Source organism: Mesorhizobium sp. RIZ17 (genome assembly GCF_051127865.1).
In the GTDB taxonomy this organism is placed as follows: Bacteria; Pseudomonadota; Alphaproteobacteria; order Rhizobiales; family Rhizobiaceae; genus Mesorhizobium; species Mesorhizobium humile.
The window spans coordinates 5976102-5991116 of sequence record NZ_CP147861.1 but is presented as its reverse complement, the minus strand read 5'-3'; the positions used below and the strand labels follow the sequence as shown (position 1 = coordinate 5991116).

Below are 15015 nucleotides of genomic sequence, written 5' to 3'. Positions count from 1 at the left end.
ACTGTCTTCGATTGCATTTAGTTGACGTTTTTCGAGTAAAGGCGTGTTGGTATTTGAGGTTCACCGTGACGGTAGGAATGCTGGACGATCTGGTTGGCAAGATCTTCGACAAGATTTCGGGCACCAGTCTGCTGGCGACCGGGCTTTTGCTGCTGACTGCCTTTGTCAGCGCGCTCGTGGCCTACTGGCGCACGGTCGAGGAGAGGAGCTGGAAGGAGTTTTTCGAGTTTGCCATCCCGCATGAGGTTATCACCCATCCCTCCGCGAAGGCCGACCTGCTGTTCTGGGTCACGAAAAAGGCCTTGATGCCGTTCCTGATGTTGCCTGCCGGAATCGTTTTCGTCACGGCAGTGGGGTACGCGACCAACTGGCTGTTTTCGACACTGTTCCACTTTCAGCCGCCTCTGATCGAGGGGCCGGCGGGGCCGGTGACGGTTCTGATCTTCACCCTCAGCATGCTCCTCGCCTACGACATTTCCTATTATCTCTATCACGTTGCCCAGCATCGCTATCCGCTGCTGTGGGAACTGCACAAGGTGCATCACTCGGCCGAGGTGATGGTCGGAATCACCAAGGACCGGGTCCATCCGCTCGACGAGTTGATGAACCGAGCTTGGGACGGCATCATCGTGGGGCTCTGCTTCGGCATCTGGTCGCTGATTTCGCTGAACCTGGTCGAATTGACCGTTTTTGGCGTCAACGTCTATGTCATGCGTAACATCCTGATGATGGATTTCGTCAGGCACACGCATTTCAAGATCTCGTTCGGCCCGCTCAACAATTTGATCCTGTGTCCTCACTGGCATCAGTTGCATCACAGCGTCGATCCGCGCCACTACGACAAGAACTTCGGGTTGCTCTTCTCGTTCTGGGATCGGCTCTTCGGAACATTGTGTGTGCCGAGGCCCGACGAGGACTTCAAGTTCGGGCTGGTCGACCGCGATGTGCGCGACTATCAGTCTCTCGCAGGCCTTTACCTCATGCCGCTGAAGCGGATGTGGGGGCATATTGCCAGGCGCATCCGGCCCGGAAAGCCACGGTCGCTCACTTCGCGATCCTCGGAGGGGACACGGCCATGAACGCTCCCGTTATGCTCGCAGTCCCGCGGACACGCACCTTCGAAGTCGTGACATCGGCGGTGCGCCTGGCCGAGATCGCACCGGCCTGGAGCGCGCTCTGGAAGCGGGCTGGCGGGCTTGTCTTCCAGCACCCGGACTGGATCGCGGCCTGGTGGCGCACCACCCCGCAGCAGGAGCGGCGCGCGCTCAGGATTGGGCTTGCCTGGAACGGCGACCGGCTCGATGGCGTGATAGCGCTCGCGACCTTCAGGCGTTCCGGCATCCGCATACTCGAATGGGCGGCGAAGGATCACAGCGACTATGGCGACGCGCTGGTTGCACCTGACAGCGATCCGCGGGCGATCTCCCGCCTCTGGCAGTATGTTTTTGACCAGGGTGGCTTCGACCTGATCTATCTCAACCGTCTACTACCGGATGCCGGTGTTCATGCCCTGCGGGAACCGGCTCATGGCAAGGCGCTTCGGCCCAACCACCGCACTGAAATCAGCTATCGTGTCGCTGGCTCCTGGCAGCGCGGGGCGGAATGGTTCGAGACGTTGTCCAAGAAGGGTCGGCAGAACTATCGCCGTGGCCGCAAGTTCATGGAAGAAAGCGGTGCATTGCGCTTCCGGCTGCTGGATGCGAAGGATCCACGCGAGCCGGTGCTCGAGCGCGTCGCGACGTTGAAGCGCCTCTGGCTCGCGCGCCATGGTCGTGCCTCGGATCTGTTCGACAAAGGCTCGCCGGTTCTCGCCGCGCTTATTTCAGTGCTGGCCGACCTCGGGCTGTTGCGCATCTTCGTGCTGGAGCTTGACGACACGATCGTCGCCGTCTCGATCAACTTCGAGCAGCACGGCACGATGATGGCTTTCGTCACCACCTATGACCCCGAATACGAGCGCGCCTCGCCGGGTATGGTACTGATGATGGACTATATCCAATGGTCGTTCGACCGTGGCTTTGCCACGATTGATTTTCTCTGCGGCGGCGAGGATTTCAAGCGGCGCTTCGCCACGCAATCAGTCACGCTGTCGTCCATGATGGGCGCGCGCGGCTTGCGTGGCCATCTTGCCGCGCTGGCCGATCAAGTGAGCCATGTTTCGAAATCCTGGAGGACGCGGCGGCAGCTGAAGGCCGAGGCACCTGACGAGTAACGATCATAATTGTTGATTGCATTGTGGGCTTTGGCGACGCTCAAAGCGCGCGCACGGCCTCGAGCACCGCTTCGGCGTGGCCCTTGACGCGAACCTGGCGCCAGATGCGGGCGATGCGCCCGTCCTTGCCGATCAGGAAGGTGGCGCGCTCGACGCCCATATATTTGCGCCCGTACATCGTCTTCTCGACCCACAATTGATAGGCCTCGATCACCTTGCGCTCCTCGTCCGCGACGAGGTCGACGGTGAGGTCGTGCTTCGCCTTGAATTTGTCGTGTTTCTTCACGCTATCAGGCGATAGCCCGATCACCACGGCGCCAGCCTTCTCGAACTCCGGCTTCAACTGCGAGAAGCCGATCGCTTCGGTGGTGCAACCTGTGGTGTCGTCCTGCGGATAGAAGTAGAGTACAACGGGCTTGCCCCGGAACGCGGCGAGGCTGAGAGAGCCGCCGCCGTCACGCGGAAGATCGAATTGCGGCGCTGCGTCGCCCACGTCGAGATCAGCCATATCGATGCCCTTGTTTGCGGTTACGCGCGGGAAATCATCGATATAACGTGAGGCGGGGATTCGTCCACGACGAGTTCGTCACAACGGAATATTGCTTGGATCAGGAAGAACCGCAGCACGAGAAGATCAGGTTCAGGCGTGACGAGATCACCGACCTGGCGATGCTCCCGTCCGCGTGCAGCGTGCCGCCGCTCGGCCGGGCGGCAGTGCGGCGGCGCTTCCGCATTCTCGGCCGCGTGTTTGCCGGGTTTTGCGCGCTCCTGCTTTTGGCGGCGGCGGGCGTCTATGTCCTCGGCGCTTCCGGTATAGGCACGGAGCGCCTCCGGGCGGAGGCGGAGACGGCCATCGAAAAGCTCGCCGGCGTCGATGTCAACGTCACCGTCGGCGCGGCGCGACTGACGCTCGACGGGTCGAGCTTTATCGCCCTGCAGGTGAACGATGTCAGCCTGAAGACGGCCGACGGCAAACCGATGGCCGATATCGGGCGCGTGCGTTTCGGCATGCGCCTGCTGCCGCTGCTTTCCGGCGACGTCCGGCTAACCAGCGCCAGATTTTCCGATGCTCATATCGTGGTGGCCGCCATGCCCTCCGGCGGCGGCGACTGGACGGCAGCGCTGCGCAACGAGGAAGGGCTTGTCGACCCGGAGAAAGTGTCGGCGGCGGTGTTTTCAAGCGTCAACGACGCGCTGGATGCCGTGCGCGAGGACTCGATGCGCCAGATCGATCTGCGCAATGTCGAGTTCGAGCTGCCGGACACCGGGCGGGTCAAGCGCGTGACCGTCGCCTCGGCAACCGTCGCGCAGACCGGCACGGGAAGCATGCAGGCCTCCTACGATGCCGATGTCGATGGCCGACATGCGACTTTGATCGCCTCGGCGACGCGCGATGCGACGGCTAGGCGCATTTCGTCGCTGGACGCCAACCTCGAGATAGAAGGCGCCCCCGGCGAAGACAGTTCGACCGGAACCGCCCCGACGGCCGACGGCGCCAAGCTGGGTTCGATCGCGTTGAAGCTTTCCGGCTCGGAAGCGTCAGGCGACAGCCCGTCGCGCCTGGCGGCTTCGCTCTCGCTCAAGGGTTCGGTGCTCGACCTGGACGAACGCGGGTTGCTGCCGACCGATGTCGATGCCGATGCCACGCTGGTGGCCGGCTCGAACAAGATCTCTGTCGACCGGCTGCGGATCGGGAGCGGCCGCTCCAGCTTCGACCTTGCCGGATCGATCGGGCCGAAGCCGGCGGTGGCGGGGGAGGAGCCAGCCTACCGCTATGACCTCACCAGCGACGGCTCGACGCTGGCGCCTTCGGAATCGCCAGAACCGGCGCTTCAATTCGTGGCCCGCATCGCCGGCGTCTACCACCCGAACAGCCGCAAGCTCGTCGCCGAGCAGATCGGCGTGCGCTCCGGCGGGCCGGGCGAGGTGCTGGGCGCCGCCACGGTCGCCTTCATCGACAACGGCCCGCCAGGGGTATCGCTGTCGCTCAACGTGCACGACATGCCGGTTTCGCATGTCAAGCAATTGTGGCCATGGTTCTCGGCCCGCAATGCGCGGCTCTGGGTGCTGGGGAATCTGTTCGGGGGCACAGTGACCGACGCCAATCTGCAGTTCCAGGTGGCGCCGGGGCGCCTGGGCAACGGCGTGCCGCTCACCGGCGACGAAGTGTTCGGCCGTTTCCAGATCGAGGGGTCGCGCTTCGATACCGCCGGGCGCATCCCGCCGGTCCGCGACGCCGTCGGCGTGGTTGCGTTCCACGGCAACGATGTCGACATCGCGCTCTCCTCGGGCAGCGTCTATATGCCGAGCGGCCGCACCGTGGCGGCAAGCGGCGGCACGTTGACGATCAAGAACGCGAACCGACCGATTGTCGTCGGCGGGCTCGACATCGACGTCGCGGGTGAGGCGCCGGCGATCGCCGAGCTTGCGTCCTACGAGCCGATCAATGCCATGCGCCATGTCGGACTGGCGCCGGAAGACCTTTCGGGGACCGTTACCGGCCACGTCAAGGCGGACATTCCACTGACAAAGGGCATGGACACCTCGACGCTCGATTGGCTGGTTTCGCTCGACTATCAGAACCTGTCTTTAGCCAAGCCGTTCGAAGACCAGACGGTGACTGGCGCCGATGGCTCGATAACCGTAGGGCCGAAGCAGGCTGTGATTTCGGCCGAGGCCAAGCTCAACGGCATTCCGGCCGAGCTCGACCTGGTCGAACCGCTCGAGGATGATGGGCCGGCGCGCAGCCGCAAGATCGCGCTGGTTCTCGACGACAAGACGCGCAACGCCAGCATGCCGGGCCTGTCGGACCTGCTTTCGGGAACCATCAAGGTGGCGATCGACAAGAGCGGCGAGGGTGCCCAGCAGGTCTCGGCGGACCTGACCAATGCCAGGCTCGATATTCCCTGGGCCGGCTGGAGCAAGGGCGTCGGCATTCCCGCCAAGGTCGCTTTCAACATGGCGAAGTCCGGCAGCACCACCACGCTTTCGGACTTCGACCTCGGCGGAAAGAGCTTTTCAATCGACGGCGATGTGACATTGGTCAACGGCTCGCTGTCGTCGGCCCGCTTCACCAAGGTGGCGCTCAACCGCGGCGACGACGTCGCGGTCTCGGTCAAGCGCTCCGGCAAGAGCTATGCCGTCGATGTCAGCGGCGCCTCGCTCGACGCACGCTCCCTGATCAAGCAGTTCACCTCGGATGTCGACACCGCCACCAAGGGCGCCGGCAATGGTGCGATCTCGGTCAGTGCCGATGTGGCATCGCTGACCGGTTTCCATGACGAGGTGCTCTCCAACCTCAAGCTCGAATACAGCGCCGCCGGATCGCGGGTGAATGGGCTAAACGTCACCGCCGCGGCAAGCTCCGGCGCCGCAATCACCATCAACAACACCACCGGTGAAGGCGGTCGCTCGCTCAGCGTCAAGTCGGCCGATGCCGGCGCGATCCTGCGTTTCCTCAACGTCTACGAGCATATGGAAGGCGGTGCGATCACGCTGTCGCTCTCGGGCGCCGCCGACGGACCGATGAAGGGACAGGTGGATGCCCGCAATTTCTATGTCGTCAACGAGCCAAAGCTCGCCTCGATCGTGTCGACGACGCCGGCCGGCGACACGCGCAGCCTGAACGAGGCCGTCAAAGGCAATATCGACACGTCCAGGGTGCAGTTCGAGCGCGGCTTCGCCGAGATCGACAAGGGTTCCGGCTATCTGAAACTGGCGAACGGCCTGCTGCGCGGTCCGCGCATCGGCACGACCTTCCAGGGAACGCTCTACGATCCGAACAACAACATGGACATGACCGGCACCTTCATGCCGGTCTATGGTCTCAACCGCATCTTCGGCGAATTGCCGCTGTTCGGACCGCTGCTCGGCAACGGACGCGACCGCGGCCTGATCGGGGTCACCTACCGGCTGCGCGGCAACGCCAACAAGCCGACGCTCAACATCAACCCGCTATCGGTCGTGGCGCCCGGGATATTCCGCTCGATCTTCGAGTACAGGCAGCAACCATCCCAAAATGCGCAGTAAGCCGCGGCCGATCAGCTCGGCCGCACCAGGACGTGCTTCTTCTTGCCGAGCGAAAGCTTCACGACGCCTTCCGGACCGAGATCCTGAAGCGTGACGACGCGCCGGTCGTCGGTCAGCGGCTGGTCGTTGATGCGCACGGCGCCACCCTGGATGTGCCGACGTGCTTCGCCGTTCGAGCCAGCGAGCCCGGCGGTGACGAACAGTGCCAGGATGCCGAGGCCGGCCTCGAGGTCCGATCTGGCCACCTCGACGCTGGGCAGCGTGTCGGCGAGCGCGCCTTCCTCGAAGGTCTTGCGCGCTGTCTCGCTGGCGGTCTCGGCCGCGTCGCGGCCGTGCAGCATGGCGGTGATCTCGGTGGCGAGGATCTTCTTCGCCTCGTTGATCTCCGAGCCGCCGAGCTTCGCCAGCCGCGCCACCTCGTCGAGCGGCAGCGTCGTGTAAAGCTTCAGGAAGCGCCCGACATCGGCGTCCTCGGTGTTGCGCCAGTACTGCCAGAACTCGTAGGGCGACAGCATGTCGCCATCGAGCCAGACGGCGCCAGAGGCCGACTTGCCCATCTTGGCGCCGGAGGAGGTGGTGAGCAGCGGCGTGGTCATGGCGAAGAGCTGCACGCCCTCCATGCGGTGGCCGAGATCGATGCCGTTGACGATGTTGCCCCACTGGTCCGAGCCGCCCATCTGCAGCCGGCAGCCGACGCGCTTGTAGAGCTCGACGAAGTCGTAGGCCTGCAGGATCATGTAGTTGAATTCGAGGAAGGACAGCGACTGCTCGCGGTCGAGCCTGAGCTTCACGGAATCGAAGGCCAGCATGCGGTTGACCGAGAAATGCCGGCCGACATCGCGCAGGAAGTTGACGTAGTTGATCTGCATCAGCCAGTCGGCGTTGTTGACCATGACCGCGTCGCCCGGGCCGCTGCCGAATTTCAGGTAGGGCGCGAAATTACGGCGGATGCCGACGAGATTGTCGTCGATATCCTGTGGGGTCAAAAGCTTGCGCGCCTCGTCCTTGAAGGACGGGTCGCCGATCATCGAGGTGCCGCCGCCCATCAGCGCGATCGGCCGGTGGCCGGTCTGCTGCAGCCAGTGCAGCATCATGATCTGGATCAGCGATCCGGCATGCAGGCTCTTGGCCGTGGCGTCGAAGCCGATATAAGCGCTTACCGTTTCCTTGGCGAAAAGCTGGTCGAGGCCGGATTCATCCGAAATCTGGTGGATGAAGCCACGCTCGCTCATGATGCGCAGGAAATCGGATTTGAAGGCGGACATTTTTTCTTCCTGGAGGTCGCCGGGCACTTGGCCGTGCTTGATATGAAGGCGCGCGTTTAGCATCCGCGGGCGATCAGCAAAAGTGGTTTCCGGTTTTGCGTCCGATCGCCCGCCAAACAAAAGACCGGCGATCAGCAAAAGTGGTTTCCGGTTTTGCGTCCGATCGGGAGGCGCCCACGTGTCCTTGCTTCGCCCTTTTTGCTGGCGTAATGAGGCGCCGCGCAACGCGCCGCCGGGGCCATCCCGCAATTTAGATCGGAAAAGCTCCCGCGATGAACAGGAACTACCTCTTCCTCTTTCTGTTCAGCATCGTCATGACCGTCAGCGGGCTGGCCAGCCTGCCGCCGGTGGACCGCGATGAATCCCGTTTCGTCCAGGCGACCAAGCAGATGGTCGAGACGGGCGACTATGTCGACATCCGCCTGCAGGACGTCACGCGCTACAAGAAACCGATCGGCATCTACTGGCTGCAGTCGGCGGCCGTTGCGCTCAGCGGCGAGGGGGCCGCGGCGCCGATCTGGGTCTATCGCCTGGTCTCGATGCTGGGCATCGCGCTGGCCGTCGTCGGCATCGGCTGGACAGGCACAAAACTTTTCGGCGCCAACGCCGGGCTGGCCGCCGGCCTGATGATGGCGGCGATCTTCGCCACCGCATTCGAGGGGCGCAACGCCAAGACCGACGCCATGCTGCTGGCCTGCTGCGTGATAGCGCAAGGCGCGCTGGCGCAGGTCTACTGGGCTTCGAAGCGCAACGAACCTGTTCCCGGGCATCTGCCCTGGATCTTCTGGATCGCGCAGGGGCTGGGCATCCTCATCAAGGGACCGGTTTCGCCGCTCTTGTCGCTGCTGACGGCCGCGGCGCTCTTTGCCTTCGACCGCGACTGGCGTTGGCTCGCCAAGATGAAGCTGGTGCGCGGCGTCCTGATCGTGCTCGCGATCGTGCTGCCGTGGCTTATTCTCATCACCTGGAAGAGCGGCGGCGCCTTCTTCCAGGAAGCGGTCGGCAAGGACATGCTGAACAAGGTGGCGCAGGGCGAGGAATCGCACGGCCTGCCGCCCGGGTTCTACATGCTGACCTATTCGCTGTTCATGTGGCCTTTCGGGCTGATCGCGGTCGGCGCCGGGCTCCAGGCGATCAACCGGTTTTGGGACGATCCGCGCCTGCGCTTCTGTCTCGCCTGGTACATCCCGTTCTGGCTGGTGTTCGAGGCGATCCCGACCAAGCTGCCGCATTATGTCATGCCGGCCTATCCGGGCATGGCGCTTCTGATTGGCTGGCTGCTGACCTTGCCGGCGGACCAGGCCAACGCGCCGCTGAAGCGCTGGCAGACATGGCTTTGGTGGGCGACGGCTTTCGGCCTTGCCGTGGTGGCGATCGGCCTCGCCGTGGTCTGCGTCGGCGCGCCGCTTTATCTCACCAAGGCCTTTTCCTGGTGGAGCGTACCGGCGGCGATCGCCGCCCTGGTCACCGGCTATCTTGCCTTCCCGCGGCAATTGCAGGTGCCGCTTCCACGCATCGCCGCGATCGCCGTCGGCGCGGGCATCACCTTCAGCCTGCTGTTCGGCGTTATCGCGCCGTCGCTGAAACCGATCTGGCTCAGCCCCGCCGTCAGGGCCGCCGTCGACGCCAACCGGCTTTGCGACACAACCGTGCTTGCCTCGGCGAAGTTCCAGGAGCCGAGCCTGGTCTTCCTGGTCGGCACCAAGACCGTGCTCACGGACGTCGGGGGCGTGGGGAAGCATCTGCTGGCCGATCCCTCCTGCGCGCTCGGGCTGGCGCCGATCAAGGACGAGCAGAAGCTTGCAGACGTGCTGACCGCCCAGGGCAAGTCGGCGAAGCGCCTGACCGAGATCGACGGGATCAACTATTCGTCAGGAGACAAGCTGTCGCTCGGGCTTTACCGGGTGGCGCCGTGATGAATAGCGTCGGGCGTCGAATGTCCCTATAAGCACGCGCCAAAGCCATGTCCGTCGCGCCCCTTGCCCTTTACCGCCGCTCGCTCGGCAATTTCAGCGACACGATGTCGATCGTGCAGCGGCGCGTTGGCGTACGCCCGGCGCGCTATCCGCGAATTTTGTGGGGTGTCTGGCTGCTGGCCTGGGCGCTGCTCATCGTGGCGGTTTTCCTTCGCCTCGATGCCGGCGCCGGCGAGATGCGCGGCGAATGGTCCCCCGGCTTCGTGCGCTTCACCGATTTCTTCACGCAGTTTGGCCTCGGCGGCTGGTATCTCATTCCGGCGGCACTCTGCCTGGTCGCCGCCAATCTGACGGACTGGCGTGGCCTGTCCAGGGATGGGCGGATGCTTGTCTACAACTGGACGTGTTTCGCCTTCCTGGTGCTTTGCGCCGTCGGCCTGTCCGGTCTCGCGGTCAACGTCCTGAAATACGGTATCGGCCGGGCCCGGCCGCTCTATTTCGACAGTTTCGGCGTGCTGTCGCTGCATCCCTTCGCCATGGACGCGCGTTTTGCCGGCTTTCCGTCCGGCCATGCCACGACGATGGGCGCGGTGTTCGGCATCCTGCTGCTGCTGTTCCCGCGGCGCTGGTACCTTGCGCTGGCGGTCACGGCCTGTATCGCCTCGACGCGCGTCTTCGTCGGGGCGCATTATCCAAGCGACACGGTTGCGGGCTTCGGCCTCGGGCTGGCGTTTGCGGTGGTCTCGGGGTTGGTCTTCGCCCGGCTCGGTTTCATCTTCGGCCGCTCGGGGTCGAAATTGCCGATGCCCAAGCGGACATTTCGGCTGTGGTGGTCCGATCCGCCCAATGTCAGGATATCGATGGCCGGGCAGTCCCGCGCCGCCGAAGAGAAGACAGAGGACAGACAGTAGGTCTCTTCGAAGGGTCTGCGGACCCTTCCGCAGGTCAGCGCAGCCGCTTCGGCCTCGGATCGGCGAGCTCGCCGGCGAGGCGCCGGTCGAGATAGTCGGCACATTCCTGGATGAGCAGTTCGGAATCGTTGGCGAAGAAGTGGTTGGCGCCGGGAATCGTCTTCTGCGTAATGGTGATGCCCTTCTGCGTATGCAGCTTGTCGACCAGCCCCTGCACGTCCTTCGGCGGCGCCACCTTGTCGGCATCGCCATGGATGATCAGGCCGGACGACGGGCAGGGCGCCAGGAACGAGAAATCATAGGTGTTGGGCTGCGGCGCGACCGAGATGAAGCCTTCGATCTCCGGCCGGCGCATCAAAAGCTGCATGCCGATCCACGAGCCGAAGGAATAGCCGGCCACCCAGCAGCTCTTGGAATCCGGATGCAGCGACTGCACCCAGTCGAGCGCCGCGGCCGCATCCGACAATTCGCCGGTGCCGTGGTCGAATTCGCCCTGGCTGCGGCCGATGCCGCGGAAATTGAAGCGCAGCGTGGTGAAATCGCGCTTCTGGAACATGTAGAAGAGGTCGTAGACGATCTTGTTGTTCATCGTGCCGCCGAATTGCGGGTGCGGGTGAAGCACGATGGCGATCGGCGCGCTCTTTTCCTTCGAGGGCTGATAGCGTCCCTCCAGGCGACCAGCCGGACCGGCGAAAATGACCTCAGGCATAAAATACTCCACGTGGCATATGAATGCGCTAGCCCGGAACTCTTCTGGCCCCACTCTCATGAGGCCCCACACCTTCTGTGGCCTTGACGCCGGGCGAGCGTGTTCCTAGAAGCTAGTTTAGAATTGTTCAAAACTGGGAGGCCGAAACCCGATGGTCCGGCCGCCCGCGCCGCAAGCCGGGTAAATAGGACGGCTTGCCTTGCAATTTCAAGGAAATAACGCGCTATCCTCGCGGGATAGTTGGCGGAAGGACGAACTGAGCGAAAATGGCCGCAACCCGCGCCTATCTCGACTACAACGCCAGCGCGCCGCTCATTGCGGAAGCGCGGGCGGCGATGGTCGCCGCGCTTGATGCCGCCAACCCGTCATCGGTCCATACGGAAGGGCGCGCCTCGCGCCGGCTGATCGAGGACGCGCGCCGCGACGTGGCGCGGCTGGTCAACGCCAGGCCCGAGCATGTCGTCTTCACCTCCGGCGCCACCGAAGCCGCCTCGACGCTGCTTGGGCCGGACTGGCAGATGGGGCGCGGCTCGATCCGCATGAGCCATCTCTATGTCTCGGCGGCCGACCATCCCTGCATCCTGAATGGCGGTCGGTTTGCGCCTGCGCAGGTGACGAAGATCGGCGTCGACCGGAACGGCATTGCCGATCTCGACGCGCTTGCCGCCGCGCTTGCCGCGCATGACAGGACCGCCGGCCTGCCGCTGGTGGCGATCCACGCCGCCAACAACGAGACGGGCGTCGTCCAGCCGGTCGAACGCATCGGCGAAATCGTCAAGGCCGCCGGCGGGGTGCTGTTGGTCGACGCCGTTCAGGCCGCCGGTCGGATTCCGCTCGATATGTCAGTTCCTTATGCCGATTATCTGATCCTGTCCTCGCACAAGATCGGCGGCCCGAAGGGCGTCGGCGCGATCGTCGCCGCATCCGACCTGATGATGCCGCGGCCTTTGGTCAATGGCGGCGGCCAGGAGAAAGGCCATCGCGCCGGCACGGAAAACGTCGCCGGGATCGCCGGTTTCGGCGCCGCCGCGCGGGCTGCCCTGGCAGGCCTGGACGATGTCGATGCCGTTTCGCGGCGCCGCGACGGGATCGAAGCCATCGTGACCGAACTGGCGCCGGACGCGGAAATCTTCGGAAATGGCGCTCCCAGGCTTGCCAACACGACATTCTTCGCTATTCCCGGCGTCAAGGCCGAGACGGCGCAGATCGCCTTCGATCTTGCCGGCGTCGCGCTGTCGGCGGGATCGGCCTGCTCGTCGGGAAAAGTCGGGCCAAGCCATGTGCTGAAGGCGATGGGCCATGGCGACAGCCTGGGCGCGTTGCGGGTCTCGATCGGCCGCGCGACCGGCGCCGCGGATATCGAGGCCTTCCGGGCCGCGCTGGCCGGCATCGTCGCCCGCCGCGCGGGCAAGGAAGAAGCCGCCTGACGGCGGCGGAGCATCGGAGCGGGAGACGCCTACGGCTCTCGGATTTCCGCTGCTCGGAAACGAATTCAGGCCTTATGGCCTGGTAGAGCCGTGCGTTTTGTCCTGGCCGGGTGAATTTCCGGCGGACACGCACTATATGGAACTTACTCCGCCGCGAGCCCCCTGGGGCGCGATTTCGGCGGTGCCATAGTTTGAAAACTGTCGGGCCTTGACCCCGGCGTGGATGGAGAACGCTTATGCCTGCTGTGCAGGAGACGATCGATCGAGTCCGAAAGATCGACGTCGACCAGTATAAATACGGATTCCAGACAGAGATCGAGATGGACAAGGCCCCCAAGGGCCTGAGCGAAGACATCATTCGCTTCATCTCGGCCAAGAAGGATGAGCCGGACTGGATGCTGGAATGGCGTCTGGGCGCTTATCGCCGCTGGCTGACCTTGGAAGAGCCGACCTGGGCGCGCGTCCACTATCCGAAGATCGACTTCCAGGACATTTACTACTACGCCGCGCCGAAGAGCACGCCCGGCCCGAAGTCGCTGAGCGAAGTCGACCCTGAACTGCTCAAGGTCTATGAGAAGCTCGGCATCCCGCTCAAGGAGCAGGAAATCCTGGCCGGCGTGCAGAAGACCGGGGCGGTCGACGCCGAAGAAGAAGAGGTTGGCGACAACGTCTACAAGTCGGGCCGCGTCGCGGTCGACGCCGTGTTCGATTCCGTTTCCGTGGTCACCACCTTCAAGAAGGAGCTGGCGCAGGCCGGCGTCATCTTCTGCTCGATCTCGGAAGCCATTCGCGAGCATCCCGATCTGGTGAAGAAATATCTCGGCTCGGTCGTGCCGACTACGGACAATTTCTACGCCACGCTGAACTCGGCCGTGTTCACCGACGGTTCGTTCGTCTTCGTGCCGAAGGGCGTTCGCTGCCCGATGGAATTGTCGACCTATTTCCGCATCAACGAGAAGAACACCGGCCAGTTCGAGCGCACGCTGATCATCGCCGAGGAGGGGGCCTATGTCTCCTATCTCGAAGGCTGCACGGCGCCGCAGCGCGACGAGAACCAGCTGCACGCCGCGGTGGTCGAGCTGGTCGCGCTCGACGATGCCGAGATCAAATACTCGACGGTGCAGAACTGGTATCCGGGCGACGCCGAGGGCAAGGGCGGTATCTACAATTTCGTCACCAAGCGCGGCGACTGCCGCGGCGACCGCTCGAAGATCTCGTGGACGCAGGTCGAGACCGGTTCGGCCATCACCTGGAAATATCCGAGCTGCATCCTGCGCGGCGACGATTCCAGCGGCGAGTTCTATTCGATCGCCGTGTCGAACGGTTACCAGCAGGTCGATAGCGGCACCAAGATGATCCATCTCGGCAAGAACACGTCGAGCCGCATCATCTCCAAGGGCATCGCCGCCGGCTTCTCGCAGAACACCTATCGCGGCCAGGTCTCGGCGCATCGCAAAGCGGCCAACGCGCGCAACTTCACCAATTGCGACTCGCTTTTGATCGGCGACCAGTGCGGTGCGCACACCGTGCCTTACATGGAGGCCAAGAATTCAACGGCGCAGTTCGAGCACGAAGCGACGACGTCGAAGATCTCCGAGGACCAGAAATTCTACGTCATGCAGCGCGGCATTCCGGAAGAGGAGGCGATCGCGCTGATCGTCAATGGCTTCGTCAAGGACGTCATCCAGCAGTTGCCGATGGAGTTCGCGGTCGAAGCGCAGAAGCTGATCGGCATCAGCCTCGAGGGTTCGGTCGGCTGACCGCAATACGATATTCAGGAAGAGATTATGCTTGAGATCAAGAATTTGCATGCCCGCATCGTCGATGACGGCACCGAGATCATCCGCGGCCTCAATCTGACGGTGAAAGCCGGCGAGGTCGCCGCCATCATGGGCCCGAACGGTTCGGGCAAGTCGACGCTGTCCTATATCCTCGCCGGCCGCGAGGACTATGAGGTGACGGAAGGCGACATCCTCTATAACGGCCAGTCGATCCTGGAGATGGATCCGGCCGAGCGCGCCACCGCCGGCATCTTCCTCGCCTTCCAGTATCCGATGGAGATACCGGGCGTGGCGACCATGGAATTCCTGAAAGTGGCGATGAACGAGCAGCGCAAGGCGCGCGGCGAGGAGCCGCTGAAGGTGCCGGAATTCCTGAAGCGCGTGAAGGAAGCTGCGGCCTCGCTCAGCATGGACATGAACATGCTGAAGCGGCCGCTCAATGTCGGCTTTTCCGGCGGCGAGAAGAAGCGCGCCGAGATCCTGCAGATGAAGCTGCTCGAGCCAAAACTCTGCGTGCTCGACGAGACCGATTCCGGCCTCGACATCGACGCGCTGAAGATCGTCTCGGACGGCGTCAACGCGTTGCGTTCGCCGGAACGCGCCATCGTCGTCATCACCCACTACCAGCGCCTGCTCGAGCACATCGTACCGGACTCGGTGCACGTGCTCTACAAGGGTCAGGTCATCAAGTCGGGCGACAAGTCGCTGGCGCTCGATCTCGAGGCCAACGGCTATGCCGGCGTGATCGGCGAAGCGGCGTGAGAT

The 15015-nt window shown here is 63.6% G+C and carries 11 protein-coding genes; 8 read left to right on the top strand and 3 right to left on the bottom strand.

The genetic code is table 11. From position 1 onward, the window contains the following. Positions 1-77 precede the first annotated feature (77 nt). Both WDX12_RS29175 and WDX12_RS29170 read left to right on the top strand, forming a co-directional pair. Positions 78-1079: a sterol desaturase family protein gene (locus tag WDX12_RS29175; protein ID WP_320295963.1), complete on the top strand. Its 1002-nt coding sequence runs from the start codon at positions 78-80 to the stop codon at positions 1077-1079. Further along, a complete protein-coding gene (locus tag WDX12_RS29170) occupies positions 1076-2212 on the top strand; it encodes a GNAT family N-acetyltransferase (RefSeq protein WP_434722926.1) in 1137 nt (378 codons plus the stop codon). The genes WDX12_RS29175 and WDX12_RS29170 overlap by 4 nt, the downstream gene beginning before the upstream one ends. A gap of 40 nt (positions 2213-2252) precedes the next feature. Here the strand turns inward: WDX12_RS29170 and WDX12_RS29165 are convergent, their stop codons facing one another. Further along, entirely contained in the window at positions 2253-2720 is a 468-nt protein-coding gene (locus WDX12_RS29165) for a peroxiredoxin (RefSeq protein ID WP_434722925.1), read from the bottom strand. Positions 2721-2815: 95 nt separating this feature from the next. Here WDX12_RS29165 and WDX12_RS29160 point away from each other — a divergent pair, with 95 nt between their 5' ends. Continuing rightward, positions 2816-6241: a hypothetical protein gene (locus WDX12_RS29160; RefSeq protein ID WP_434722924.1), complete on the top strand. Its 3426-nt coding sequence runs from the start codon at positions 2816-2818 to the stop codon at positions 6239-6241. Between the two features lie 11 nt (positions 6242-6252). Here the strand turns inward: WDX12_RS29160 and tyrS are convergent, their stop codons facing one another. Further along, the gene (gene tyrS / locus WDX12_RS29155; protein ID WP_434722923.1) at positions 6253-7506 is read right to left on the bottom strand and encodes a tyrosine--tRNA ligase; all 1254 of its coding nucleotides are present in this window, start codon (positions 7504-7506) and stop codon (positions 6253-6255) included. 272 nt (positions 7507-7778) lie between these two features. Between tyrS and WDX12_RS29150 the strand changes: the two genes are divergently transcribed. Together WDX12_RS29150 and WDX12_RS29145 are read left to right on the top strand one after the other, a co-directional pair. Then, the gene (locus WDX12_RS29150) at positions 7779-9422 is read left to right on the top strand and encodes an ArnT family glycosyltransferase (protein ID WP_434722922.1); all 1644 of its coding nucleotides are present in this window, start codon (positions 7779-7781) and stop codon (positions 9420-9422) included. Positions 9423-9469: 47 nt separating this feature from the next. Next, entirely contained in the window at positions 9470-10333 is an 864-nt protein-coding gene (locus WDX12_RS29145) for a phosphatase PAP2 family protein (RefSeq protein WP_434722921.1), read from the top strand. Positions 10334-10367: 34 nt separating this feature from the next. On the opposite strand, the gene WDX12_RS29140 is transcribed toward WDX12_RS29145, so the two are convergent. Then, positions 10368-11042, bottom strand: a complete 675-nt coding sequence (locus tag WDX12_RS29140; RefSeq protein ID WP_140815574.1) for an alpha/beta hydrolase — start codon at positions 11040-11042, stop codon at positions 10368-10370. A 266-nt stretch (positions 11043-11308) separates the two neighbouring features. Here WDX12_RS29140 and WDX12_RS29135 point away from each other — a divergent pair, with 266 nt between their 5' ends. The 3 genes from WDX12_RS29135 to sufC all read left to right on the top strand — a co-directional run bounded on the left by WDX12_RS29135 (position 11309) and on the right by sufC (position 15012). Continuing rightward, positions 11309-12469, top strand: a complete 1161-nt coding sequence (locus tag WDX12_RS29135; RefSeq protein WP_434722920.1) for a cysteine desulfurase family protein — start codon at positions 11309-11311, stop codon at positions 12467-12469. A 236-nt stretch (positions 12470-12705) separates the two neighbouring features. Further along, positions 12706-14229 (top strand): Fe-S cluster assembly protein SufB, encoded by a 1524-nt coding sequence (gene sufB / locus WDX12_RS29130; RefSeq protein WP_434722919.1) that lies wholly within the window; start codon positions 12706-12708, stop codon positions 14227-14229. A 27-nt stretch (positions 14230-14256) separates the two neighbouring features. After that, positions 14257-15012 carry a Fe-S cluster assembly ATPase SufC gene (gene sufC, locus WDX12_RS29125; protein WP_042644485.1) on the top strand — a complete coding sequence of 252 codons (756 nt, stop codon included), beginning with the start codon at positions 14257-14259 and terminating at the stop codon, positions 15010-15012. Positions 15013-15015 lie beyond the last annotated feature (3 nt).

Excerpts from the sequence above, each read along its gene's own strand:
- WDX12_RS29175 (WP_320295963.1), top strand. The coding sequence starts at position 78 with ATGCTGGACGATCTGGTTGGCAAGATCTTCGACAAGATTTCGGGCACC.
- WDX12_RS29170 (WP_434722926.1), top strand. The coding sequence starts at position 1,076 with ATGAACGCTCCCGTTATGCTCGCAGTCCCGCGGACACGCACCTTCGAA.
- WDX12_RS29165 (WP_434722925.1), bottom strand. The coding sequence starts at position 2,720 with ATGGCTGATCTCGACGTGGGCGACGCAGCGCCGCAATTCGATCTTCCG.
- tyrS (WP_434722923.1), bottom strand. The coding sequence starts at position 7,506 with ATGTCCGCCTTCAAATCCGATTTCCTGCGCATCATGAGCGAGCGTGGC.
- WDX12_RS29150 (WP_434722922.1), top strand. The coding sequence starts at position 7,779 with ATGAACAGGAACTACCTCTTCCTCTTTCTGTTCAGCATCGTCATGACC.
- WDX12_RS29145 (WP_434722921.1), top strand. The coding sequence starts at position 9,470 with ATGTCCGTCGCGCCCCTTGCCCTTTACCGCCGCTCGCTCGGCAATTTC.
- WDX12_RS29140 (WP_140815574.1), bottom strand. The coding sequence starts at position 11,042 with ATGCCTGAGGTCATTTTCGCCGGTCCGGCTGGTCGCCTGGAGGGACGC.
- WDX12_RS29135 (WP_434722920.1), top strand. The coding sequence starts at position 11,309 with ATGGCCGCAACCCGCGCCTATCTCGACTACAACGCCAGCGCGCCGCTC.
- sufB (WP_434722919.1), top strand. The coding sequence starts at position 12,706 with ATGCCTGCTGTGCAGGAGACGATCGATCGAGTCCGAAAGATCGACGTC.
- sufC (WP_042644485.1), top strand. The coding sequence starts at position 14,257 with ATGCTTGAGATCAAGAATTTGCATGCCCGCATCGTCGATGACGGCACC.